The organism is Burkholderia sp. AU18528 (assembly GCF_002223215.2).
GTDB classification, from domain to species: domain Bacteria; phylum Pseudomonadota; class Gammaproteobacteria; order Burkholderiales; family Burkholderiaceae; genus Burkholderia; species Burkholderia semiarida.
Genome location: NZ_NKFC02000008.1, coordinates 120,212 through 144,437, shown reverse-complemented (window position 1 = coordinate 144,437; position 24,226 = coordinate 120,212). Strand labels below are relative to the sequence as shown.

General features: G+C 66.9%; 23 protein-coding genes and 2 pseudogenes. 18 read left to right on the top strand and 7 right to left on the bottom strand.

All coding sequences use genetic code 11. The features are described from left to right. The first annotated feature begins 37 nt into the window (after positions 1-37). Positions 38-3,085, top strand: a complete 3,048-nt coding sequence (locus CFB52_RS30185; RefSeq protein ID WP_099318283.1) for an FAD-binding and (Fe-S)-binding domain-containing protein — start codon at positions 38-40, stop codon at positions 3,083-3,085. Positions 3,086-3,179: 94 nt separating this feature from the next. On the opposite strand, the gene CFB52_RS30180 is transcribed toward CFB52_RS30185, so the two are convergent. The 3 genes from CFB52_RS30180 to CFB52_RS30170 form a co-directional block, all read right to left on the bottom strand. Continuing rightward, positions 3,180-3,482: a hypothetical protein gene (locus tag CFB52_RS30180; RefSeq protein WP_059579460.1), complete on the bottom strand. Its 303-nt coding sequence runs from the start codon at positions 3,480-3,482 to the stop codon at positions 3,180-3,182. 87 nt (positions 3,483-3,569) lie between these two features. After that, positions 3,570-4,724, bottom strand: coding sequence for a branched-chain amino acid ABC transporter substrate-binding protein (locus tag CFB52_RS30175; RefSeq protein WP_059579457.1), 1,155 nt, complete (start codon positions 4,722-4,724; stop codon positions 3,570-3,572). A 640-nt stretch (positions 4,725-5,364) separates the two neighbouring features. Further along, positions 5,365-6,264, bottom strand: coding sequence for a DMT family transporter (locus CFB52_RS30170; protein ID WP_099318325.1), 900 nt, complete (start codon positions 6,262-6,264; stop codon positions 5,365-5,367). A 57-nt stretch (positions 6,265-6,321) separates the two neighbouring features. Here CFB52_RS30170 and CFB52_RS30165 point away from each other — a divergent pair, with 57 nt between their 5' ends. Then, the gene (locus CFB52_RS30165) at positions 6,322-7,284 is read left to right on the top strand and encodes a LysR substrate-binding domain-containing protein (protein ID WP_059579454.1); all 963 of its coding nucleotides are present in this window, start codon (positions 6,322-6,324) and stop codon (positions 7,282-7,284) included. A 45-nt stretch (positions 7,285-7,329) separates the two neighbouring features. Here CFB52_RS30165 and CFB52_RS30160 read toward each other — a convergent pair whose 3' ends face one another. Beyond that, a complete protein-coding gene (locus tag CFB52_RS30160) occupies positions 7,330-7,932 on the bottom strand; it encodes a hypothetical protein (RefSeq protein ID WP_099318282.1) in 603 nt (200 codons plus the stop codon). Positions 7,933-8,329: 397 nt separating this feature from the next. Between CFB52_RS30160 and CFB52_RS30155 the strand changes: the two genes are divergently transcribed. From CFB52_RS30155 to CFB52_RS30145, 3 genes are all read left to right on the top strand, one after another. Beyond that, positions 8,330-8,992, top strand: coding sequence for a hypothetical protein (locus CFB52_RS30155; protein WP_059579449.1), 663 nt, complete (start codon positions 8,330-8,332; stop codon positions 8,990-8,992). Between the two features lie 61 nt (positions 8,993-9,053). Beyond that, positions 9,054-9,521 carry a sodium:proline symporter gene (locus tag CFB52_RS30150; RefSeq protein ID WP_099318281.1) on the top strand — a complete coding sequence of 156 codons (468 nt, stop codon included), beginning with the start codon at positions 9,054-9,056 and terminating at the stop codon, positions 9,519-9,521. Between the two features lie 226 nt (positions 9,522-9,747). Continuing rightward, positions 9,748-10,212 carry a hypothetical protein gene (locus CFB52_RS30145; protein WP_059579635.1) on the top strand — a complete coding sequence of 155 codons (465 nt, stop codon included), beginning with the start codon at positions 9,748-9,750 and terminating at the stop codon, positions 10,210-10,212. A gap of 290 nt (positions 10,213-10,502) precedes the next feature. Here the strand turns inward: CFB52_RS30145 and CFB52_RS30140 are convergent, their stop codons facing one another. Further along, entirely contained in the window at positions 10,503-11,675 is a 1,173-nt protein-coding gene (locus CFB52_RS30140; protein ID WP_059579444.1) for a porin, read from the bottom strand. A gap of 147 nt (positions 11,676-11,822) precedes the next feature. Next, entirely contained in the window at positions 11,823-11,999 is a 177-nt protein-coding gene (locus CFB52_RS30135; RefSeq protein WP_180278283.1) for a LuxR C-terminal-related transcriptional regulator, read from the bottom strand. A 14-nt stretch (positions 12,000-12,013) separates the two neighbouring features. Here CFB52_RS30135 and CFB52_RS30130 point away from each other — a divergent pair. The 3 genes and pseudogenes from CFB52_RS30130 to CFB52_RS30120 all read left to right on the top strand — a co-directional run. Further along, positions 12,014-12,404: pseudogene (locus CFB52_RS30130) on the top strand (aldehyde dehydrogenase family protein); the annotation flags it as partial. A 172-nt stretch (positions 12,405-12,576) separates the two neighbouring features. Next, positions 12,577-13,530: a GlxA family transcriptional regulator gene (locus CFB52_RS30125; protein ID WP_060310008.1), complete on the top strand. Its 954-nt coding sequence runs from the start codon at positions 12,577-12,579 to the stop codon at positions 13,528-13,530. Positions 13,531-14,011: 481 nt separating this feature from the next. Beyond that, entirely contained in the window at positions 14,012-14,647 is a 636-nt protein-coding gene (locus CFB52_RS30120) for a response regulator transcription factor (RefSeq protein WP_059579432.1), read from the top strand. 18 nt (positions 14,648-14,665) lie between these two features. Here the strand turns inward: CFB52_RS30120 and CFB52_RS30115 are convergent, their stop codons facing one another. Further along, on the bottom strand, positions 14,666-16,015 hold the full coding sequence (locus CFB52_RS30115; RefSeq protein ID WP_179231814.1) for a sensor histidine kinase: 1,350 nt from the start codon (positions 16,013-16,015) through the stop codon (positions 14,666-14,668). Positions 16,016-16,271: 256 nt separating this feature from the next. Here CFB52_RS30115 and CFB52_RS30110 point away from each other — a divergent pair, with 256 nt between their 5' ends. From CFB52_RS30110 to CFB52_RS30065, 10 genes and pseudogenes are all read left to right on the top strand, one after another. Continuing rightward, positions 16,272-16,697, top strand: a complete 426-nt coding sequence (locus tag CFB52_RS30110) for a DUF3331 domain-containing protein (protein ID WP_059579427.1) — start codon at positions 16,272-16,274, stop codon at positions 16,695-16,697. Positions 16,698-16,876: 179 nt separating this feature from the next. Then, positions 16,877-17,203: a response regulator transcription factor gene (locus tag CFB52_RS30105; protein ID WP_230961827.1), complete on the top strand. Its 327-nt coding sequence runs from the start codon at positions 16,877-16,879 to the stop codon at positions 17,201-17,203. A 104-nt stretch (positions 17,204-17,307) separates the two neighbouring features. Beyond that, a complete protein-coding gene (locus CFB52_RS30100; protein ID WP_099318279.1) occupies positions 17,308-18,162 on the top strand; it encodes an alpha/beta fold hydrolase in 855 nt (284 codons plus the stop codon). 96 nt (positions 18,163-18,258) lie between these two features. Next, the gene (locus CFB52_RS30095; protein ID WP_257220766.1) at positions 18,259-18,948 is read left to right on the top strand and encodes a hypothetical protein; all 690 of its coding nucleotides are present in this window, start codon (positions 18,259-18,261) and stop codon (positions 18,946-18,948) included. Beyond that, positions 18,945-19,991: an alcohol dehydrogenase catalytic domain-containing protein gene (locus tag CFB52_RS30090; protein ID WP_059579417.1), complete on the top strand. Its 1,047-nt coding sequence runs from the start codon at positions 18,945-18,947 to the stop codon at positions 19,989-19,991. Before CFB52_RS30095 ends, CFB52_RS30090 begins: the two co-directional genes overlap by 4 nt. Then, a complete protein-coding gene (locus tag CFB52_RS30085) occupies positions 19,988-20,707 on the top strand; it encodes a hypothetical protein (RefSeq protein WP_059579415.1) in 720 nt (239 codons plus the stop codon). Before CFB52_RS30090 ends, CFB52_RS30085 begins: the two co-directional genes overlap by 4 nt. 45 nt (positions 20,708-20,752) lie before the next feature. Then, positions 20,753-21,607 (top strand): alpha/beta fold hydrolase, encoded by an 855-nt coding sequence (locus tag CFB52_RS30080; RefSeq protein ID WP_059579412.1) that lies wholly within the window; start codon positions 20,753-20,755, stop codon positions 21,605-21,607. A 32-nt stretch (positions 21,608-21,639) separates the two neighbouring features. Next, positions 21,640-22,647 carry a zinc-binding alcohol dehydrogenase family protein gene (locus CFB52_RS30075; RefSeq protein ID WP_059579634.1) on the top strand — a complete coding sequence of 336 codons (1,008 nt, stop codon included), beginning with the start codon at positions 21,640-21,642 and terminating at the stop codon, positions 22,645-22,647. A gap of 16 nt (positions 22,648-22,663) precedes the next feature. Then, positions 22,664-22,759 (top strand): annotated as a pseudogene (locus CFB52_RS35255) (alpha/beta hydrolase); the annotation flags it as partial. A gap of 59 nt (positions 22,760-22,818) precedes the next feature. Beyond that, on the top strand, positions 22,819-24,183 hold the full coding sequence (locus tag CFB52_RS30065) for an FAD-dependent oxidoreductase (RefSeq protein ID WP_099318278.1): 1,365 nt from the start codon (positions 22,819-22,821) through the stop codon (positions 24,181-24,183). Positions 24,184-24,226: the final 43 nt, after the last annotated feature.

The following is a 24,226-nucleotide window of genomic DNA, read 5'->3' as shown; positions in this document are numbered from 1 at the left end:
CAAACCGGCCGGCTCCACCCACATTGCGTTTTGTCCCATGTCGATCGTCCCGTTGCCCCGTCCCGCGAGCCCGTCCGCGACCGTTTATCGCGATTTTCTCGCCGCGCTGCAGGCCGCCGGCTTTGCCGGGGAAATCCGCGCTGATCATGCGAACCGGACCGTGCAGGCCACCGACAACTCGATCTACCAGTGCCTGCCGCAGGCGGTGGTCTGCCCTGCGCATGCGGACGACGTCCAGTTGCTGGCCCGGCTGCTGGCCGAGCCCGCGCATCGCGACGTCGCGGTGGCCGCGCGCGGCGGCGGCACCGGCACCAACGGGCAGTCGCTGACCGACGGCATCGTCGTCGATCTGTCGCGGAACATGAACCGCATCCTCGAGATCGACGCGGAAGAACGCTGGGTGCGCGTGGAGGCCGGCGTCGTCAAGGATCAGCTCAATGCGGCGCTGAAGCCGCACGGCCTCTTCTTCGCGCCGGAACTGTCGACGTCGAACCGCGCGACCGTCGGCGGGATGATCAACACCGACGCGAGCGGCCAGGGCAGCTGCACGTACGGCAAGACGCGCGACCACGTGCTCGAACTCGATTTCGTGCTGATGGGCGGCGAACGGTTGCACAGCGACGCGCTCGACGATGAAGAACTGGAGCGCCGCTGCGCGCGGCAGGACCGCGTCGGCAAGGTGTATCGCACCGCGCGGCGCATCCGCGACGACAAGGCCGCGCTCATCGACGCGAAGTTTCCGAAACTCAACCGCTGCCTGACCGGCTACGACCTCGCGCACCTGCGCGAGGCGGACGGCCGCTTCAACCTGAACAGCGTGCTGTGCGGCGCGGAAGGCTCGCTCGGCTTCGTCGTCGAGGCGAAGCTCAACGTGCTGCCGATCCCGAAGTTTTCGGTGCTGGTCAACGTGCGTTATGCGGGCTTCATGGACGCGTTGCGCGACGCGCGCGCGCTGCTCGAACACCGGCCGCTGTCGATCGAGACGGTCGATTCGAAAGTGCTGATGCTCGCGATGAAGGACTTCGTGTGGAGCAGCGTGGCCGAGTATTTCCCGCAGGACGACGCGCGTCCGACGCTCGGCATCAACCTGATCGAATTCAGCGGCGACGATGAACACGACGTCGATGCGCGCGTGCGTTCGTTCGTCGAGCATCTGCGCACCGATACGAGCGTGGCGCGGCTCGGCCACACGCTGGCGGTCGGCGACGACGCGGTGAAGCGCGTGTATGCGATGCGCAAGCGCGCGGTCGGCCTGCTCGGCAACGTGCAGGGCGAGGCGCGTCCGCAGCCGTTCGTCGAGGACACCGCGGTGCCGCCCGAGAACCTCGCCGCGTACATCGCCGAATTCCGCGCGCTGCTGGACGGCCACGGGCTGCAGTACGGGATGTTCGGCCACGTCGATGCGGGCGTGCTGCACGTGCGCCCGGCGCTCGACATGAAGGACCCGAAGCAGGCGGCGCTGGTGCGGCCCGTGTCGGATGCGGTGGCCGAACTCACGCGGCGCCATGGTGGCCTTTTATGGGGCGAGCACGGCAAGGGCGTCCGCTCCGAATATGCGCCGGCGTTTTTCGGGGAGCTGTATCCGTCGCTGCAGCAACTGAAGGCCGCGTTCGATCCGCACAACCAGTTCAACCCGGGCAAGATCGCGACGCCGCCGGACTCCGCGCTGCGGCTGCTGAAGATCGACGAGGTGCCGACGCGCGGCGACCACGACCGGCAGATCGACGAGCGCGTGTGGCAAAGCTACGGCACCGCGATGCATTGCAACGGCAATGGCGCGTGCTACAACTTCGATCCGGACGACGCGATGTGCCCGTCGTGGAAGGCGACGCGCGAACGCGTGCAGTCGCCGAAGGGGCGCGCGTCGCTGATGCGCGAATGGTTGCGCCTGCAAGGGCAGGCGGGCGTCGACGTCGTCGCGGCGGCGCGCACGCGGCAGCCGTTCCTGCGCGGTCTGGCCGCGCGCTGGCGCAACGGCCGCAACGCCCGCGATGGCGACGCGGATTTCTCGCACGAGGTGTACGACGCGATGGCCGGTTGCCTCGCGTGCAAGTCGTGCGCGGGACAGTGTCCGGTCAAGGTGAACGTGCCCGAGTTCCGCTCGCGCTTTCTCGAGCTGTATCACCAGCGGTACCTGCGGCCGCTGCGCGACTACCTGATCGGCTCGCTCGAATTCACGATGCCGTGGATGGCGCGCGTGCCGGCGCTGTACAACGGGCTGATGGGTGCCGGTTGGGTGCGGACGCTGCTCGAGCGCCGGGTCGGCATGGTCGACAGCCCGCTGCTGAGCCGCTTCGATCTCGCGGCCGTGATCCGCGCATGGCGCGTGAAGCTGGCCGATCCGCATGCGCTCGCCGCGCTGAGCGATGCGCAGCGCGCGCGCAGCGTCGTCATCGTGCAGGACACGTTCACGCGCTACTTCGATACCGAGCAACTGGCGACGCTGATCGAGCTGGCGGCGCGCCTGGGCTTCCAGGTGTGGCTCGCGCCGCTCGCGCCGAACGGCAAGGCGCTGCACGTGCAGGGGTTTCTTCACGCATTCGAAAAGGCGGCGGTCCGCAACGCGACGCAACTGGCCGCGCTCGCGCGCTCGGGCGTCGCGCTGGTCGGTCTCGATCCGGCGATGACGCTCACGTATCGGCAGGAGTACCGGAAGGTGACGGGGCTCACCGACGTGCCGAAGGTCGCGCTGCCGCAGGAATGGCTGCTCGATGTGCTGCCGGAAGCCGGTGCGGGCGGGGCGACGGTTTCATATCGGCTGCTGCCGCACTGCACCGAGAAGACCAATGCGCCGGACAGCGGCAAGCAATGGGTGCAGGTGTTCGCGCGTCGCGGGCTGCGCTTGCAGGTTCAGGCGGCCGGGTGTTGCGGGATGTCGGGCACGTACGGGCACGAGGCGCGCAATCTCGCGACGTCGAAGACGATCTATGCGCAGTCGTGGGCCGCGCACGTCGACGGGCCGGAGCAGGAAGGCGAGGCGCTGGCGACCGGGTATTCGTGCCGCAGCCAGGTGAAACGCCTGTCGTCGAAGCAGGTGCGCCATCCGTTGCAGGCGCTGCTCGACCATGTGCGGGCGGCGGGGTGACAACAGGGCGGTGCGGGGCGCGCGGCCGCCGAGGCGGCGTCGTTCGCGCATCGAGCGGCAACCCCGTGCCGCTGTCGACTGCCGCCGGCGCGGGTCAGGCGTCGGCTTTCGCCGCTTTACGCGCCCGCGGTTTTTCCGCCGCGGGAAGCACGCCGACGCCGCGCGGCCGTTTCGGCTCGATCCGCATTTGCCGGATCACGCGCCGGAAGTCGATCTCGTGCGCGGCCAGCGTGCCGATCAGTTTCGCGATGACCGCGAGGTGGGAAGGGACGGTGCCCTTGCTCGAATAGTTGGTGATCGAACTTTCGTTCATCCGGATCAGGCGGGCGAACTCGCGCGCCGTCAACTGTGCCTTCTTCAACTCCTGCTGGAATTCCGCATACGCCATTGCGCACATGATGCTTCGTCTCCGTGAATCGGCATTCGGCCCGCGCGGCGCCGGCGTCGACGGGTGGCGTTCCCGTCGTGCCGGCGCCGCGTGGGGTTACATCTTCACCTGGTCGAGGAAGGTCTTCTTGCCGCTCTTGTAGCCGTAGATCGAGATGATCCCGTGCGTCAGGTCGCCCTTCGAGTCGAACGTCGTCGTGCCGATCACGCCGTCGTACTTCGTCGCCGGCATCGCCGCGAGGATCTTCGCCGGATCGGTCGAGTTCGCGCGCTTCATCGCGTCGACCGCGATGTAGACCGCGTCATACGCGAACGGTGCGTCGAACTTGATGCCCTGGTTGAAGCGTTTCTGGTACTTCGCGAGGAAGTCCGCGCCGCCCGGCATCTTCTCGAGCGCAGCGCCTGCCTGCGAGCACAGCACGTTGTCGGCCGCCGGGCCGGCCAGCTGCGCGAGCGAGTCCGTGCACACGCCGTCGCCGGACAGGATCTTCGCGCGCAGGCCGAGCTGCTTCGCCTGCTTCGCGAGCGGGCCGCCGGTGGCGTCCATGCCGCCGTACATGATCGCGTCGGGGTTCTCGCCCTTGATCTTGGTCAGGATCGCGCGGAAGTCCACCGCCTTGTCGTTGGTCGCGTCGTGCGACAGCACCTTCAGGCCGAGCGCCTTCGCCTTCTTCTCGAACTCGTTCGCGAGGCCCTGGCCGTACGCGGTCGAATCGTCGATCACCGCGACGCTCTTCACGCCCTTCGACTGTGCATAGCTCGCGAGCGCCGGGCCCTGCTGCGCATCGGTCGCGACCACGCGGTAGGTCGTCTTGAAGCCTTGCTGCGTGTAGGTCGGGTTCGTGGCAGACGGCGAGATCTGCACGATGCCCGCGTCGCTGTAGATCTTCGACGCCGGGATCGACGTGCCCGAGTTCAGGTGGCCGATGACGGCGACGACCTTGTCGTCGACGAGCTTCTGCGCCACCTGCGTCGCCTGGCGCGGGTCGGCCGCGTCATCCTGCGCGTCGAGCTGCAGCGTGATCTTCTTGCCGCCGATCGTCAGGCCCTTCGCGTTGATTTCCTCGACCGCGAGGCGCGCGCCGTTCTCGTTGTCCTTGCCGAGGTGCGAGATGCCACCCGTCGTCGGTTCGACGCTGCCGATCTTCACCACTTGATCGGCCATCGCGCCCGAGGCGGCCGCGAACGCGGCGGCAGCCAATGCAACGGTGATCAGGGGTTTGCAGCGCATGCCGACAGTGCTTCGTTCCATCTGTCATCTCCGAATTGAATGTCTTTCTATTGACGTCTCGACCGGCCGGCCGCAGCCGGCGCGATCGGACGATTTTCACTACCCGTCACGGGCGCGCTTGCATGGCGTCCGGCCGGGTGACCTGCCGCCCGGGCGAGCGGGCGGACCGGCGCCTGACGCGATGCAATCGTATGAATATATCGGAACCCGCTTCCGCGTGCCGCCGTGCCCCGTGTGGCGGGCCGTTGCGGCGCTTGCGGGCGCGCGGACGTCGAAGGTTCCGGATACCGGAAATCGTGCGCCGCGGCGGCCTGCGGATTGCGATTCGCTGTCGTCGGCCTTACGGCCGTATCCATTATTCGGCCGGTCGTCGCGGCGAAGCCATGGACACTGACGTGCGGTCAATCCGGAACTGTTTGGTCGATTTGTCTGCACAGTTTGGTCAATTGCGAATCGCGTATCCGGTTGCATGGTCATGCTTCGTCGAGTGCGATCGCTGTCGTTATGCAACTAACGGTCTAGTTCGCCAGCATCGACGAATAGGTGCCGATTGCACTGACCGCGCCATTCGTCCAGTTCGGCAGAAACCGGGGCTTTTCACGACCGGCCCGCTTCGGTTTTCGGATCGTCGCGTCGGCCACGCAATCGCCGCCATCTCGACCTACGACCGTCCGCGCCATGCGACGACGGTCACGCCTGCAATCGCCAGCAGGCCGCCGCACGCCGTCGCGATGCCGGGCCGCTCGCCCGTCAGCGCCATCGACAGCAGTGTCGCAACCGCCGGCGTCAGGTAGAGAAAGTTGGCCGCGCGCGCGGCGCCGAAGTAGCCGAGCGCGAAGGTCCATGTCGCGTAACCGAGCGCGGCGGGAAAGACGCCGAGCACCACGACGGCCAGCGCCGTATCGCGCGACCCGCCGCCGAGCGACCCGAGCGCGCCGGGCAGCCACGGCGCAAGCAGCGCCGCGCCCGCCAGCAGCGTGTATGCGGTGCACGGCAGCGCGCCGTACACGGGAATCAGCCGCCGCTGCAACACGAAATAGCTGGCCGAACACAGCGCCGCGCCGAGAATCAGCGTGCTTCCCGAGCCGAGGACGAGGCCGCCCGGCTGCCCTTGCGCGATCACCGCGATGCCGGCCAGGCTGATCAGCGACCCGAGCCAGCCCCAGCAATTGAAGCGCTCGCGCAGAAACACGGCGGCCAGCAACGCGGTGAAGATCGGCAGCGTGTTCACGATGAAACTCGCCGCGCCGGCCGACACGGTCTGTTCGCCGGTATTGAGCAGGGCGTTGTAGAGTGCGATGCCGAGCAGGCCGCACGCGAGAAAGCGCCACGCATCGCCTTTCGTCGGCAGCGGCGGCCGTCGCCACGCGAGCCACGCGATCACGAGCAACGCAGCGGTCGCGAAGCGCGCGGCCGCGAGCTGCAGCGGTGCGAGGCCGTGCAGGCCGATCCGGATGAACGGGAAGGCGGACGCCCACGAGACGATCGTGAACGCGACGGCCGCTGCCGCGACGAGCGGTTGTCGCGCGCCGCGCGACGTCGGTGACGAAAGCGTATTCATGCGGTAATGGTGCGGCATGGCGAGATGCTAAGCTAGCGCACAGATCAACACCCGGATATGAATATGGCTCACAGCTCGGCGGCGCGGCGGGCAGACGGTCCGGCGCATGCGCGCCCGGTGGCCGCCACCCCGATGCCGGGCCCGCGGCCACCGCTCGCGAGCCTGGAGACGGTCTGCACGGTCGCGCGCGAGGGTTCGTTTCTCGCGGCCGCCGACGTCTCCGGCGTCACGCACGGCGCGATCAGCCGGCGGGTGGCCGCCGTGGAAAACTGGCTCGGGATGGCGCTGTTCGAGCGGCATGCGCGCGGCGTGCGCCTGACGCCGGACGGGCAGCGCTTCGTCGGCCGGATCGAGCAGGCGTTCGCGATCATCGACGGCGCGGCCGATCAGTGGCGCTCGCCGCGCACGCCGCGGCTGGTCCGGATGAGCGTGGTGCCCGCGTTCGCGCAGCTGTGGCTGCTGGAGCGGCAGCCTGCGCTCGAGCGTGAAGCGCCCGCGTTGCGCATCGAGCTCGGTATCGAGCTGCGCAACGTGGATATCGCCGGCGGCGAAGCCGATCTGTCGATCCGGTACGGGCGCGGCAACTGGCGTCAGCTTGAAACCCGGCCGTTCATGCCGGAACGGCTGTATCCGGTCGCCCATCCGCGACTTGCCGGGCAGCTGGCCAGGATGCGCCGCGCAACGGGCGATGCCGCGCTGCTCGACATGCCGTTGCTGCACGATTCCGACGTGACCGGCTGGCGCACGTGGTTCGATGCGCTCGGCATTCCGTTCAAGCCGCGTGCGCAGGATCGCCGGTTCGAGGATTACAACCTCGTGCTGGCGGCGGCCGAAGCGGGGCTGGGCGTGGCGCTTGCGCGAACGCCGCTTGCCGATGCGTATCTGAAGCGCAGCGCACTCGTGCGCGTGAGCCGCCACGAAGTCGATTCGCTGCTCAGCTATCACTTCGTGCATGCGAAGGGCGAGAATCGGCCGGAGGTGCTCGCGTTGATGGAGCGGATGGTCAGGGCGCTGGGGTAGGGGGCGCGGCGGATTGCGTAGAATGGCGAGCGGGACGCATGCCTTTCACGGCCGAAGGTCGTCGTACATCGAGATTTCCGCACCCGCGGCATGGGCAAGCGCGAGTGCTTCTGCGAGGTCGTCTTGGCTGACGGCGAACGCCGTATAGGCGTCGTGTCCGGTGTCGAGATGAAGCAACGCGTACCCTTTATCGGCCAGCCAGGCGCCCAGCATGAGCAGCCCGGCCGGTACGTCGCCTTCGCCGTCCCAGGTCCAGCGCTCGGCGATGCCCAGCGTATCGAGCATCTGGTTTGCCTGCCATTCGATTTGGTCGGATGCGCGCCAGTCGACCGAAATGCACAGGCACCAGTTGGAAGGGTCGAGCGTTTCCGGGGCGCTCATGTCGCGTGTCAGTACCCAGTCGAGTATCGACGACGTGTCTTCTCCGGGTTCGGCATCGAGGACGTAGGCGACGAGACGGTGACGGGTCGCGGTGTCGAGCGGCTTTACGATGAGCTCGACCAGCTTCGCAAGCGCCGCCAACGCGTCTGGCGATGGCGAGAAGTGATCGCGCAGGATATCGGCATCGGAAACCGGCTCGGGCGCGTCCGGTGTGTCGTTCCGGTCGCTTGTCTTGTTGCCAAACCAGCGCGTGAAAAATCGGATCATGGTTTCTCCAGCATTGCCTCGTTTCGCGGCCACCAACGCGTGCGATCACGGCCGGCAGGGAAGCCGGCTTTCGGATGAAGCCCGGTGTCGATGTCGTCGAGCGTACCGTCGGACTTCCGACGCTACGAAAGGGGCGAGTGTATACGGCACGGACGGCTGGCTTGCCATGGAAACTCGCGTGGTCATGCCGCTTTATGTCGGCGACCGTTTCGGGACGAATGGAATGCGGCGGGGTTCGGCCGCGGCCGCAGCCGCCGAATCGTTACAATGCAGCCGCGGAAAACGGCGAGATCGCCGCGGTGAAGCGGAACAGTGAAGCGGAATCGAGCCTTTGCCCGACGGCAGGGCAATCACCAATTATTGCAATACGGGTTCAAATTTGCACAAAAGGGAACCGATGAATAGACCAGACAAATCGTCGAAAGCGCGTGCGGCGCTGGATCAACTTTTTTCCGGCCTGGCGCCCACGGACGCGAAGCGCGAATCGCCGCGTCCGGGCAATCCGTTCGCAACGGACGACGAGGTGTCGAGCGCATCCGGCGGTCGCGGCGTCGAAGTCACGTTGTCGACCCGCATCCAGTTGCGCGGTTATCCGAGCGCCGACGCGTTCATGAAGCGCATGGCCGAAGCGTGGGGCCTCGAGTGGGGCACGTACGACAGCGTCCGCGCGGTGGCGACGCTGCCTGCCGGATGGCGTTCGCGCCGGCTTCCGGAAGTCACGCAGATCGTCGACGAGCGCGACGTGCTGCGCGCCGAGAGCAGCCTGCAGGGCGGCGAGATGTCGTATTTGAAGGTGCATCCGCGCTACTACATCGATGCGCGCAAGCGTTTCGGCTGGAGCAAGTCGTCGAAGGCGTCCGACGATCCGGATCTCGACGGCCCCGACTGGAACTGCTTCGTGATCGATCGGGAAAAATCCGTCGAATTGCACGAACTGACGACGTCGTCGTTGAAGGCCGACATGGACAATGCGCGGGCGACGCTGCTGAAATGGCTGGACGAGCACTATCCGAAACATCGCGATCCGTTTGCGTACTGGTCGGACTGCGAAGGGGCGTAGCGGACCGGTTTGCACGGCGGCTTCGCTCGATGCATCGATTTCCCCGCCATAAGGACGAGCATTGAAACAAGCGCGCGTGGTGCCGGTTCTCTGGGCAGCGTTCGGCGCGGCGGTCGGATCGACCGTCATCGAGTTGCTGCTTTGGGCCATCGTCGGCGAAGACGCCGTCCGGAACCTGTTGCGCGATGCGCGCCTCACCGCCGCGATCGTGATGGGGCCACGCGTGCTCGGTGCGTCCGGCGGCTTCGATCCGCTGGTCATGGGTGTGGCGACGCTCGTGCATGCGGCGATTTCGCTCGTCTATGCGGCCGTGCTGGCACGGCTGATCCGCAGTTTGCCGCTCGTGGCCGCGCTGTTCGCGGGCGGCGCGTTCGGGTTCCTCCTGTATGGCGTGAACCTGTACGGGTTCACGGCGATCTTTCCGTGGTTCATCCCGGTTCGCGGCGCGATCACGCTGGTCGCTCATCTGATCTTCGGGATCACGGCAGCGGCTGTCTACCATGTCGCCCGACGTCACGCTACGCGGTGATCCCGGCATCGATTGCCAAGGATGTCTGCGACGGACATCCGTATCCCGACCCCTGGAATAACCTGCCGCGCTGTGTCGTTTAGCCGTCAGGAGACCCCTGTACGAAGCGAAGCAGCGGCGAGAGGCGATCGCCGCGCGACGAATCGTGCGCAAGCAAAACGGTGCGCGGGCGTCGTTGGCGACGCTCGGGATCAATGGGTCGGGGGCAACGACGCAGGAGCCGATCATGTGCAACTCGTTTCGATCCGTGACAGGTATCGTCTGTCTCGGCTTTGCCGCGTCCGTCTTCGCGCAAATGACCGACGATCCAGCGGAGAACGGCACGAACTGCCGTGCGGTCGTCGCGCAGGCGAACATCGACGGCACGGAGCAGCAGATCGTGGGGCGCGCGTGTCTGCAAGACGACGGGACCTGGCAGATCGTGCAAGACGCCGACGGCAGCGTGCTTTGGTACCCGGTGGCAGCCTATCCGTATGCCGATCCGTGGTACTGGGGGCCGCCGCTGTTCATCGGCGCGGGTGTGAGCTTCATCTTCGTCGATCGCTTCCGGCGTTTTCACCATTTCGATCACGTCGATCATTTCAATCCGATCGGACATCGCCGCTTCGGCGTGCCGATGGGCGCGGGGTTCCGCCATGGCGCGTTCCCGGTGGGTGCGGGTCACGGGTTCGGCGGCATGCGGCGACATTAGACCGATGATTGGACCGGTGTTGCGACGCCTGTTCGACCCTGGAAGGCGTGCGGCGACTGTCCAGAGCCTTCAGTGCCGGAAACGTGCTGCGGTCCCATGAACCGAGGCCGTACGATTGCCACAGTATTCTCCGTCTGACGAAAATTTCGAAGGTGGGCGTCGGCGGAGACAATTTTTCGAGGCGCTGCCGCCGCTCGAAGTCGTGACGAACGTGAAGATGGCCAGTGTAAACGCGGCAGGCGCGCACCGCGGTGCGCGCCTGCCGTAACGATCGTCGTGCGACGGGACGATCAGAACTTGTGGCGAATGCCGACGATCGCGAGTTCCTGCGTATCGGTGCCCGAGTTCACGCCGTACGAGCCGACCGACGCGGCCGCTTTCACGGTCGCCCCGCTCGCGTTGAGCGTGTTGCCGCTCGCCTTCTGATAGCCGAACAGCGCATACAGATCGGTGCGCTTCGACAGTGCATAGTCCGCGCCGAGGTTGACCTGGTTGTAGTGCGCGGAAGCCGGGCCCGTCAGCGACGTGTAGTTGTAGCCGACGCCCGCGCGCAGCGCCGGCGAGAACTGCCAGTTGAAGAACGCCGAGCCGTTGTTGAACTTCGCGTTCTGGCTGAACGCCGACAGCGTGTCCGCGCCGTATTGCGTGTTCGAATACGCGAGGCCGAAGGTCGCCGGCCCGGCCACGTACTGGCCGGCCACGCGCACGATCTGGATCGACTTCGCGCTCGAGAAGCCCTGGTTGATCACGGTGTTGAACAGCGTGTCCGAGCTGCTCGACCACGTGCGGACGCCGTTCGCGACCGTCGTGCCGCCGTTCGCGTAGAAGTAGCCGGCGCCGAGCGACAGCGGCCCGTTCGCGTAGCTCGCGCCGAAGCTGTACGTGCGGCCGCTGCCGGTCGCGCCCGCGACGCCGCCGAAGCCGTACAGCGCCGCGAACTGGAAGCCGGAGATCAGCGGGCTCGTGTATTTCACCGAGTTGCTGACGCGCAGGCTGTTGTCGTAGTTGTCGAGATCGCCCGGCGTCGCGAACACGCCGCCGAAGTAGTTGTCCTGCGTGAGGCCCTGCACGAGATCGACGACCGGATCGTACTGGCGGCCGAGCGTCACGGTGCCGAACGTGCTGCTTGCGAGGCCGACGACGGCCTTGCGGCCGAATTCGCGCTGGCCCTGGCCGAGCGCGCCGGTGCCGATGTTGAAGCCGTTCTCGAGCTGGAACAGCGCGGACAGGCCGCTGCCGAGATCCTCGATGCCGCGCAGCCCCCAGCGGCTGCCCGACAGGTTGCCACTGCTGAACTTCACGAGGCTCGACGCGTTGCTGCCGTTCGCGTTCTGCGCGTTGTGGACGTACGCGATGCCCGCGTCGGCGATGCCGTACAGCGTGACGCTGCTTTGTGCGTGGGCGCCGGCGGTGGCGAGCGCGGCCGGCAGTGCGAGCAGCGCGAATGACCGGATCTGTTTCATGATTGGATTCCCCCGTTGGTCAATTGGTCTGACGAATCGGTGAACGATACGGACCGCGCATCGTCGAGGGAACCAATAAATTGTCGGATCGTTATGAGGCGCGCGGCGATGGATGCGTGCGCAACGGGTTGGCGTCTCGCGCGGGGCCTACGTGTCGTGGCGCCGCGACGCGTTTCTCAGGACGAGCGTCATCAGTTGCCGGCGCGAATCGACGCCGAGCTTGGCGAACGCGCGCTTCGCGTACGTATCGACGGTGGACGTCTTGCGCCCCATCGACTGCGCAATCGCGGCCGACGTCGTGCCCTGGACGAACGACGCGCACACGTGCATCTCGCGTGGCGCTCGCGGCCGGCAACAGCGTGGTGCTCGAGCCGTCGGAGAAATCGCCGCTGACCGCGCCGCGCGTTGCGCGGCTCGCGTTCGCGGCCGGCATTCCGGCCGGCGTGTTCAACGTCGTGCCGAACGGCGCGGAGCCGGGTCGGGCGCTGGGCTGCATCGCGACGTCGACTGCATCGCGTTCACGGGATCGACACGCACCGGGCAGCAGATCATGGCGTGCGCCGCGCAGTCAAACCTGAAGCGCGTGTGGCTCGAACTCGGCGGCAAGTTGCCGAACCTCGTGCTGCCCGACTGTCCCGATCTCGACCGCACCGCGCGCGCCGCTTCTGCAACATGGGCGAAGTGTGCACGGCCGGCTCGCGCCTGCTGGCAGTCGTCGTGCGACGGGACGGGCCGAGCGCTCGGCCATGTCCGCTGCATGGCCATTCTTTTCTGTCCCGAAAATCTTGTAGCATCGCCGGAGTGCCGGTTGGCATGCCGCGATCCCCGCAGCATGCCCGATTTTCTGTTTGTTGTGGCCCCGCCGGTATGCGCCGGCGGGGTCGATTCGCGTGAGGTCAGTATGCGTCGCATTGGGCTTGTCGTCGTCCCTCAGTTTCAGGTGATGAGCCTGCTCGCGTTGTCCGTGTTCGACATCGCCAATCTCCGCGCCGGCCGCTCGCTCTATGAAGTGAGCGTGATCTCGGAGGATGGCGGCCCCGTGGAGGCGTCGTTCGGGATGTGCGCATCGACTCAACCGGCGCGGCTGTCGGAGCTGCACACGGTATTCGTCGGCGCTTCGCTGTCGACGCCGCCGCTCACGGACCGCATGCGCGAACTGCTGGTCGATCTGTCCGGCAAGGTCGAACGCATGGCGTCGATTTGCCTCGGTGCGTTTCTGCTGGCCGAGGCGGGCCTGCTGGACGGGCGCCGTGCAACGACGCATTGGGCGTTTCTCGACCGGTTCAGGGATCGCTACCCTGCGGTATCGGTGGAGAGCGATTGCATCTTCGTGCGCGACGGCGCGCTGTGGAGTTCGGCCGGAATGAGCACGGCCATGGACATGGCGCTCGCGATGCTCGAAGAAGATCTCGGCCCGGACGCCGCGTTGCAGGTTGCGAAAGACCTGGTGCTCGAGCGCTGGAGGCGCTCGGGGTCGCAGCCGCAATCGTCCGTGCTGATCGACCATCCGGCACGCAGCAATCGGATCCACGACGTCATCACGCACATCCGGGCGAATCTCGGCACCGAACTGACGGTCGACAAGCTGGCCGACGTGGCGAGGATGAGCAAGCGGCAGTTTACGCGCCGCTTCAAGGACGAAACCGGCCTGACGCCTGCAAAGGCAGTCGAGCGCATTCGGCTCGAAACGGCCCGGGATTTCGTGACGAGTTCGTCGTGGACCATCGACACGATCGCACGGGAAACCGGTTATGCGGATACCGAGCGGATGAGGCGGTCGTTCGTGCGCGCGTTCGGCCATCCGCCGCAGGCCTTGCGGCGGCAGCGCAAGCCGGAACACACGGACACCGACTGAGCGCGGCTGGCCGATACCGGATCCCGCGCTGCAACATCATGGCACGAAAGGAGGGAACTGCGTCCCTCCACGCGCGCCCATCGTCAATAGAATGTTCTTCGGGCGGTACCTGCTCGGGCACGCCGAACCGACGACTCGTCAACAGCGGACCGCACGCTCGTCCGCCCACGGTTTTGTGAACCGTCCTCGGTAGCCCGCGTCATGTCGCCAGGCTGGAACCGGCCGTGTGTGCCGCACGGACGCGCCCGGTCGCCGATTGCGTTGCCGCACGCGCGAAGCGTGCCCGGCATGGGCAGGCACGCCGTGCCGATGCGCCGCATGACGCGTACGTCGCAACCGCCGAAGTGGCGCGGATCAGCGAAGCGCTGTGCGGGGCGCGACCGGCCTAGCGGGTGGCCGGGTCGGCGCTCGTCGTCGGCACCGTATCGGGCGACACGTGGTTCGCGATGATGAAACTGAACGGACGGTTGGGGCGCAGGATATGTCAGATGCAGCGATGAAAGACGATTCGACGGCTGTTGTATACGTCGTCGACGACGATCCGGCCATACGCGCCTCGCTCGATACGTTGTTGCGATCGCTGGGCCTGCGCGTCGTGACCTTCGCGAGTACCGCCGAGCTGCGCGCGACGCACAGGGAGAATGTCGCGAGCTGCCTGTTGCTCGATGTGCGGCTGCGCGGGGAGAGCGGGCTGATGTTTCAGCAGGCGTCGGACCGGCCATCGATCCCGATCGTCGTCATAACCGGGTTCGCGGACGTCGAAGTGTGTCGCAAGGCGCTGAAGGGCGGTGCGGTCGATTTTCTCGTGAAGCCGTTCACCGACCACGAGTTGATCGACGCCGTGAACCTCGCACTGTCGCTGGATGCGGCACGGCGAGTCCGGAACGACACGCACGACGAGTTGCGGCAGTCGTTCGAGCTGCTCACGCGCCGCGAGCGCGAAGTGCTTGCGTACGTCGTCAGCGGCGCGCTGAACAAGCAGATCGCGTCGCATCTCGGATTGAGCCTGATCACTATCAAGCAGCATCGCGCATCGGTGATGCGCAAGATGAATGCATCGTCGCTTGCGGATCTCGTGCGCAAGTCCGAGGCGATCGGCGTGCAACTGGCGACATGACGCCGCGCGCCGCGAGCGTCATGCGGCCGGGTCGGTCGTGCGCGGGCGGGCCGGCAGCGCGAACGAGAAGCAGCAGCCGGCGCCCGGTTCGCCGCGTGCCCAGATGCGTCCGTGGTGGGCGTCGACGATCGAGCGTGCGACCGTGAGGCCCATTCCCATGCCGTCGGATTTGCTCGTGAAAAACGGCTCGAAAAGCTGATCGATCGACTGCTGTTCGATACCCGGCCCCGTGTCGCATACGTCGAACACGACTTCGGCGCCGCTCAGCCTGGCCGAGACCGTCAGCGTGCGCGCGTGCGACGGGCCGCTTTCGATCGCCTGGATGCCGTTCATCATCAGGTTCGCGAGCACCTGCTGGACCTGCACGGGATCGGCGAACAGGTGTGCGTCGGCATCGATGTCGCTGTCGACACGAACGTTGCGTGCAGCGGCTTCCGGCCCGATCAGGAACAGGGCAGCGTGCACGGCGTCGGCGGCCGCGAAGTCGACGCACTTCGCCGGCGCCTTGCCGATGAAGCCGCGAATCTTGCGGCAGATCTCCGTCGCGTCGCGTGCCCACCGGGCGGCCTGCGTGATCGCGGCAGCGGCTTCGGCGACGTCGGGCTCGTCGCGCTCGAGCCAGCGCAACGCCGCTTCGGCTGACGAACCGACGGCCGACAGCGGCTGGCTGACCTCATGCAGGATCGAGGCCGACATCTCCGCAAATAGCGACACGCGGGCCGCACGTGCGGCTTCCGCGCGCAATACCGCGAGCCGGTCGCTGTTCTCCTTCTGTTCGGTCACGTCGAACGCATAGAAATGCAGGCGCCGGTAGCCGTCCTCGTGCTTCGGCAGCGAGCAGCGCCATACGATCGGTACGCGGCGCCCCTTGAACGTCACCAGCGTGCGCTCGCCCTGGCAGGCGATCCGATTTTCGTAGATCGCGCGCAGCACCGCGCTGTTGCTGAGCCGGTCGGCCGGCAACAGGATCTCCGCGTGCTGCAGGAAATGTTCCTTCGACTCCGCGTCGAAGAGTTGCACCACCGCGTCGTTGGCCGCCACGAACGCATGCAGCGCGCGCAACCGGGCGACGGCCTGCGGATGCTCGTCGAAATAGCGGTCGATATCGGAGACCCCGGCCATCTTGAGTTCCTTCACCGCGCGATAAACGCGCGACCAGTCTTCGATCAGGATCGGTATCGGCGCCGACAGGAAGAGCTCGCTTTCCGCGGGATGAGGGTCGGCAGGCGGGGCGATCGTCGGGGCTGCGGACGTGGACATGGGGACGTGGTGCTCGCTGAGGCTCGCGCGCGGCGCGAAACCGGATGACCGGAAGTGAAGCATCGGGACGACGAACGACGTGCGCGTCCGACTTCGATGTACTTGCAACTATAAAGCAGATCGCTGCGTGTTGCTGACCGTGACCGCGGGCGCATGCAGGCCGGCGCGACGGTCAGACTTTGGTATGGGAGGGCATCGACCACGGTCTGATGGATCGCAGAAAACCGTTCCTCTAGACTCGATTCCAACGTGAGTGAAGCGCGCGGCGCGGAGATAGCGAAGAGGCGATGTTCGCGATGCGTCGATGCGACGGGCCGATTGCGCAAGCCGCGCATGCGCGTTCAATGCGAGGGGAACGGTAGAGATGACGCAGCCAACGTGTGCATACGACGATGTATTCGAACGCGCGCTGATGGGCCTGCTGGATCCGTCGAGAACGGCGGGCGCGCCGGGCTCGCATCGGCGGCGCGTGCGCGGCAAGCGCAATGACGGCGCGCGCGAGGCCGCCGCGCCGGCGGCGTCGCGGATCAGGATCGTCGAGATTCTGTCGGATACCGCTGTCAGCGTGCGCTGGAGCGACCCGAGGTACGGGCATTTCGGCGAACAGCTGTGGCATTGCGTGACCGCGAGAACCGCGTCACGCTGCGTGCTGACCGGTGCGCCGATCAAGCCGGGCGATCGCGTGTATCGGCCGAGGGGGCGCGGCCGCACCGTTCCGTGCAACTGGGACAGGATGATCCATGCCGCGGCAGTCGCACCCGCGTCGTCCGCCAGCGCGGACGGCTGGTGACGCGCGAGCGGGTCGGTCGGTATCGACCGCACCATACCTCGGCATGATTGCCGGCACAGGGGGCGGTCGGTACGCTGTCCGAAATCCGGTTGCGTTCCCGGCCCTGCCAGCGAGCGTGGCGTCACGCGAGACACTCTGTGCACGACAAGACGGTTTGCATCATCGACGATGAATTGGCGATGAGACAGTCGCTGGAATCGCTCGTGCGCTCGATGGGCGTGCGCGTGAGGCTGTACGCGTCGGCCGAGGCGTTTCTCGAACACGGCGCGAACGGGACGTCGCACTGCATCGTGTGCGATATCCAGATGGCCGGGATGTCGGGCATCGAGTTGCTCGCCGTGCTGCGCGCAGGGTGTTGCGACGTGCCGATCATCTTCGTGACCGCGCACCCGAGTGCGCGCCGGGCGCTCGAAGCGAGACGGCTCGGCGCATTGTGCGTGCTGGAGAAGCCGTTCGATCCGCGCGAACTCGTGCAGTGCGTGATGCGCGCGCTCGCAGGGGGCTGAATGGGCGGCAGTGCGGCATACGGGCGCGGCAGCGGTGCGTTCGGGCCGCGTTATCGCGACCGGCATGTCCATTACGTGGTTTGTTTCGAACGACGGGAGAACTGATGGAAAACGATAGTCCGAGCCTCGGCGCCAGAACGCAGTTCGTCGACGTCGATGGTCGACGCCTCGCGTATCGCACGTTCGGCAGTGGCACGCCGCTCGTGCTGTGCGTGCGCTTTCGCGGAACCATGGACACGTGGGATCCGCTGTTCCTCGACAGTCTCGCCGAGCAGGGCTTCCAGGTCACGATCTTCGACTACAGCGGCCTCGGGCAGTCGGGCGGCGAGCGAACCTATCATCCCGCGTCGCTCGCCAAGGACGCGATCGACCTGATCGTCGCGCTCCAGCTCGGCAAGGCGGTGATCGGCGGCTGGTCGGTCGGCGGGATGGCCGCGCAGATCGTGCTCGCGAAAGCGCCGCAGCTCGTCACGCACGCGGTGCTGATCGCGACCACACCGCCGGGCCAATTGGTCAAGGCCGGCGAACCGTTGTTCTACACGATGGCGAAGCGCGAAAACGACTTCGAGGATTTCGTCACGCTGTTCTTCGAGCCGGCCTCCGCCGCGAGCCGCACGGCGGCCGAACAAGCGGCCGCGCGCGTTGCGCGGCGCAAGGTCGACCTGGGCCCGGCAGTGCCGGTTGCGTGGGCCGGCGAGCAGGTCGGCGACGGCCCGCGAAACCCGGCCTTCCCGGTCGATGCCGTGCTCGATGCGCTGCGCTCGACGTCGATTCCGGTGCTTCATGTTGGCGGCGATCACGACATCGTGTTCCCGGTGGAGAACTGGTATGCGCTCAACGGCCAGCTTCCGACGCTGCATCTCGTGACGCTGCCGCGGACCGGGCACGGGCCGCAACTCGAGTATCCAGTGGCTTGCGCCAGACACATCGCGGCGTTCGTCGGCGTGCACGCCGGCTGATCGCACACGCAATGAAGGAATGAAGAAGTCGTTTTTTATTGTTTAGGATAACAAATGGAAGATCTGATTGATTTGGCGATTCGCGCGGCAGGTGGAATGGAGCGCTTCAAGCGCTTTCGCAGCGTATCGGCGCAGTTGCATCACACGGGCGCGATCTGGGCGCTGAAGCAGCGCGACGGCGTGCTCACCGATTCGCGCGTGACGGTGCAGTTGCACGAGCAGCGTGTATCGCATGCCCCGTTCGCTCCGACGACGGACCACTCGGTCTACACGCCTTCGCGCGTCGAGATCCGGCGCGACGACGGGACCGTCGTCGATACGCTCGACGCTCCTCGCGCATCGTTCGACGGCTACGAAATGGAGACGCCGTGGTCCAACGCACAGCTGGCGTACTTCGCCGGCTACACGATGTGGACGTATCTGACGTCGCCGTTCCTGCTGCGCCACGACGGCGTTCGCAGCCGCGAAATCGCGCCGTGGACCGTCGACGGGCTGCCGTGGCGGCGGCTGCGTGTCGAGTTCGCGCCAGAGATCGCGACGCATAGCGCCGTGCAGACGGTCTACTTCGACGCGGACGGGCTGCTGCGCCGGCACGACTACGAGGTCGACATCCAGGGGCGCAACGCGGCTGCGGTACATCAGCGACTACGTCGACGTGCAAGGCATCCGGATGCCGACGCGCTTCCGGATTTATCCGCGTACCGATGCGAACGTAGCGCTGCCCGCTCCGTTGATCGTGGGTGTCGATCTGTCGAACTTCCGTTTCGAATAACGAGGCAATCATGACGAATCAAGCGACTTACCGCGCGGCGGTAGTCAAGGCGCCCGGGCGACTGGAACTGGTCGAGCGCCCGATTCCCGCGCCGGCACAGGGGCAGGTGCGCATTCGCGTCGAAGCCTGCGGGGTATGCCATTCCGACAGTGCAACCGTGGAGCGCGAAGCGCCGGATGGCGCGCCGCCGCGCGTACCGGGGCATGAAGTCGTCGGCCGAATCGACGCGCTGGGCGAAGGGGTGTCCGGCTGGCGGCTCGGCGAGCGCGTCGGTGTCGGCTTTCTCGCCGGCGAAGACCGCACGTGCCCGTCGTGCCGGCACGGCGACATCGTGAACTGCGAGAACCCGGTCATCACCGGGATGACGACGGACGGCGGCTACGCGGAAATCATGCTGGCCGAAGCCCGCGGGCTCGTGCGCGTGCCGGACGATCTCGATGCGGCCGAGGCCGCGCCGCTGTTGTGCGCGGGGCTGACGACGTTCAACGCGCTGCGCAATGCCGGCGCGCGGGCCGGCGACGTGGTCGCCATCCATGGCCTCGGCGGGCTCGGCCATCTCGCCGTGCAATTCGCGAACAAGATGGGTTTTCACACCGTCGCGATTGCGCGCGGAGCCGACAAGGCCGTGCTTGCTGCGCAGCTCGGCGCGCATCGCTACATCGATGCGCGGACCGAGGACGTCGCCGCCGCGCTGCGCGCGCTCGGCGGGGCGAAGGTCGTGCTCGGCACGGCGCCGACCGGCTCGGGCATGGCCGACACCGTCGCGGGGCTGTCCGCACGCGGCAAGCTGATCGTCGTTGCCGTGCCGGGCGAGCCGATCGCCGTGAATGCGGTCGACCTCGTGTTCGGTGGCCGCTCCGTCGTCGGCGCGTTGACGGGAACGGTGGCGGACAACGAAGAGACGCTCGCGTTCGCGCGGCTGCAGAACGTGCGGCCGATGATCGAAACGTTCCCGCTCGAGCACGCGCAAGCGGCGTACGACCGCATGATGCGCGCGGACGTCCGGTTCCGCGCGGTACTGACCATGAATTCCGCACCCACGGGAGCTTCCGCATGAACGCGATCGCCCAATCCATCATCGACGCCCACGGCGGGCTTGTGCAGTGGCGCAAGTTTCGGCAGGTGCGCGCGCGCCTCGTACAAGGCGGTGCGCTGTGGGGCCTCAAAGGTCACGCCGGCGTGCTCGACGACACCACGGTCACCGTCGCGACGGATCGCCAATGGGCGTCGCACGCGCCGTTCGGTGCGTCAGCCGCGCGCAGCGAATTCACCGGCGAGCGCATTGCGCTGCTCGATTCGGCCGGCCATGTGCTCGCGGCGCGCGAAGAGCCGCGCCGGTCGTTCGACGGGCATACGCTCGAGACGCCGTGGGACGAGCTTCAACTGGCGTTTTTCGCCGGATGCGCGATGTGGACGTACCTGAACGCGCCGTTCGTGCTTGCATGGGACGGTGTGCGCTGCGAAGAAGACGGCATCTGGAACGAACACGGGCAAGCGTGGCGCCGGATTCGCGTGCACTACCCGGACACGCTCGAAGTGTTCAGCAAGGCGCAGACGATCTACGTCGGGCCGGACGGCCTCGTGCGCCGCCTCGACTACGACGTCGAAATCGCGGGCAACACACCGGGCGCGCATTACGTCAGCGACTATGTGACCGTTTCGGGGATCCGCTTCCCGACGAAGCGGCGCATCTACCCGCGTGCAGCCGACGGGCAGGCCGTGCCGGAACCGCTCGTCGTATCGATCGACCTGCATGACATCGCGCTGAGCTGAGCGTGAACCACGGCGCGCGTCGCGCGCCCATCGAGGGAACCCATCATGACGCAATTTGCATCATCCGCCGCTACGACCCGCTACATCGATGCAGCCGGCGTGCGCTACGCGTATCGCCGCTTCGGCAACGAAAAGGGCGGGCGGCCGCTGCTGTGTCTTCAGCATTTCACCGGCACGCTGGACAACTGGGATCCGGCGATCGTCGACGTGCTGGCGCGCGATCGCGAAATCATCCTGTTCGACAACGCCGGCGTCGGCCGCTCCGGCGGACAGGTTCCGACGTCGATCGCGCACATGGCGCAGCACGTGCTGCACTTCGTCGACGCCCTGTCGATCGACCGGCTGCATATCCTCGGATTTTCGCTCGGCGGCTTTCTCGCGCAGGACATCGCGATCGCGCGACCGGAGCAGGTCGAGCGGATGATCCTGTCCGGCACCGCGCCCGAAGGCGGCGAAGGGGCGGGGATGGATCGGCCCGAACTGCTCGCGATCTACACGGACGGCGAGATGCCGATGAGCGAAAAGCTCAAGCGGCTGTTTTTCCCGGCAACGCCCGCCGGCCAGACGGCCGCCGCCGCATTCGTCGACCGCCTCGCCGCGCGCACCGCCGAGCCGGATTTGCCGGCGGGCCCCGAAGTCGCGTCCGCCCAGCTGCAGGCGATGATCGCGTGGGCGAACTGGAGCGGGGACGTGGCAGGCAAGCTGGGCCGGATCAAGCAGCCGGCCCTCGTGACCAACGGCAACGACGACCGCATGATCCCCACCGCGAACAGCTTCGTGCTCGCGCAGGGGCTGCCGGATGCGACGCTGATCGTCTATCCGAATTCAGGCCACGGCGCGCTGTTCCAGCATGCGAGCGCGTATGTCGCGCACGTCGCGGAATTCCTGCGCGGCGCGTGACCGCGTCGCTCACCCTCTTCAAGGAGCCAATGATGAAAGCCATCGTTTATGCAAAGGCCGGCGTACCGATCGACGATCCGGCGTCGCTGTACGACGCGGAGCTGCCGGTGCCGACACCCGGCGCGCGCGATCTGCTCGTGCGGATCGACGCGATCGCCGTCAACCCGGTCGATTCGAAGCTGCGGCTCGGCGTGCAGCCGAGCGGCCCGCGCGTTCTCGGCTGGGACGCGGCGGGAACGGTCGAGGCGGTCGGCAGCGACGTCGAGCTGTTCGCGCCGGGCGACAAGGTCTGGTATGCGGGCGACATCACGCGGCCCGGCAGCTACGCGGAATATGGTCTCGTCGACGAGCGGATTGCAAGCCGCCGCCCGACGACACTGGGCGCTGCCGACGCTGCGGCCCTGCCGTTGACTGCGATTACCGCGTGGGAACTGCTGTTCGACCGGCTGAAGATCGCCGAGCGCGGCGGCGCCGGGCAGAGCGTGCTGGTGATCGGCGCGGGCGGCGGCGTCGGATCCATTCTCGTGCAACTCGCGCGCCGGTTGACCGCGCTGACGGTGATCGGCACGGCATCGCGGCCGGCCACGCACGCGTGGGTCGCCGAGCTTGGCGCACACCACGTGATCGATCACGGCCAGCCGTTGCAACCGCAACTGAAGTCGCTTGGCATCGACCACGTGGACCACGTGATCAGCCTCACGCATACCGACACGTACTACGCGCAGATCGTCGATGTCCTGAAGCCGCAGGGCCAGCTCGCGCTGATCGACGATCCGGACACGCTCGATGCGATGCCGCTCAAGCGCAAGGCCATCTCACTGCATTGGGAATTCATGTTCACGCGCTCGATGTTCCGCACGCCCGACATGGACCGTCAGCACGCGCTGCTCGCCCGCGTGGCGACGCTGATCGACGACGGCGTGCTCAAGAGCACCGTCGGTGAGCACCTCGGCAGGATCGACGCGGCGAACCTGCGGCGCGCGCACGCGCTGCTGGAAGGCGGGCGCGCGAAGGGCAAGATCGTGCTCGAAGGCTTCTGAGCGAGCACCGCTACATGCGACGCAGAAGGTGTATGAACGCGCATCGCATGGCATGTGCGTCGTCGATGCCGATCGCGTCAATGCGGATCTGCTCGCCTTTCTGCAGTCGTGACGCGGAAACGCGCGCGACTCACACACTTCGAGCGGGACAAACGGAACCTGGAGAGCAGCATGGCAGAGGTCAAACGGGTCGAATACCTGTTTCTGGGCGGCGGCAAGGGCGGAAAATCGCTTGCGATGGAGATGGCCCGGCAAGGCAAGCGCGTCGCGGTGATCGAGCGCGGGATGATCGGCGGCTCGTGCATCAACGTCGCGTGCATCCCGAGCAAGGCACTGATACACCGTGCACGCGCGATGCATGCGTGGCGGGATGCGGCGCAACAGGAAGACGTGACGGCCGACATGGCGGGCGTTTCCGCGTATGTCGCCTCGGTCGTGAACGGGATGGTCGACGTCAATCGCCGCGCATTCGAGCAGTCGGGTCTCGAACTCGTGATCGGGACGGGGCGGTTCGTCGCGCCGCGAACCATCGCGGTGCGCGGCGCTGAGGGGGCCGAAACGATCTACGAGGGCGAGAACGTCTACATCAACACGGGTACGGTCGCGTCGAGCCCGGACGTGCCGGGGCTGCGCGATGCGCAGCCGCTCACGCACGTGGAGGCATTGCGGTTGACGACGCTTCCCGGGCATCTGGTCGTCATCGGCGGCGGTTATATCGGGCTCGAGATGGCGCAAGCGTTTCGGCGGCTCGGCAGCGCGGTCACGCTCGTCAGCGATACGCCGCGCGTTGCGATGCGCGAAGACGAGGACGTCAGCACGGTCATTCAGCGGGCGCTGACCGACGATGGCATTCGCCTCGAACTCGCCGCGCGGCTCGTCGGCGTCGAGGGCAAAAGCGGCGAGCGCGTCACGGTGCGGCTGGCAGACGGCCGTGCCATCGAAGGTACGCACGTGCTCGTGGCAACCGGGCGCACGCCGCAGACGGCCGGCATCGGGCTCGAGCTGGCCGGCGTCGAGACGAACGAGCGCGGGTTCATCAAGGTCGACCATCGGCTCGCGACGACGGCGGAGCGCACGTGGGCGATCGGCGAAGTCGCCGGCACGCCGATGTTCACGCATGCGTCGTTCGACGACTACCGTGTGCTGAAAGCCGGTATCGAAGGCCGGCCGGCGAGCACCGCGGAACGTCTCATCCCTTATGCATTGTTCATCGACCCGGAACTCGGCCGAATCGGCTTGAACGAAGCGGACGCGAATGCCCGAAAGATCGACGTCCGGGTCGCGAAGCTGCCGATGGCTTCCGTGCCGCGGGCGCGCACCGACGGCAACACGCGCGGGTTCATGAAGGCGCTCGTGCATCCGGGCACCGGCGCGATTCTCGGGTTCACGATGGTCGGCACGGGCGCCGGCGATGTGACGACCGCAGTCCAGATGGCGATGCTCGGCGGCCTGCCGTACACGGCGGTGCGCGATGCGATCATCGGTCATCCGATTATTTCGGAAGGGCTGAACCTGCTGTTCGCGACGTTGCATTGACCCTGGAGCGACGGGGGTACGCATTGTGCCCTCGGTTCGTCCG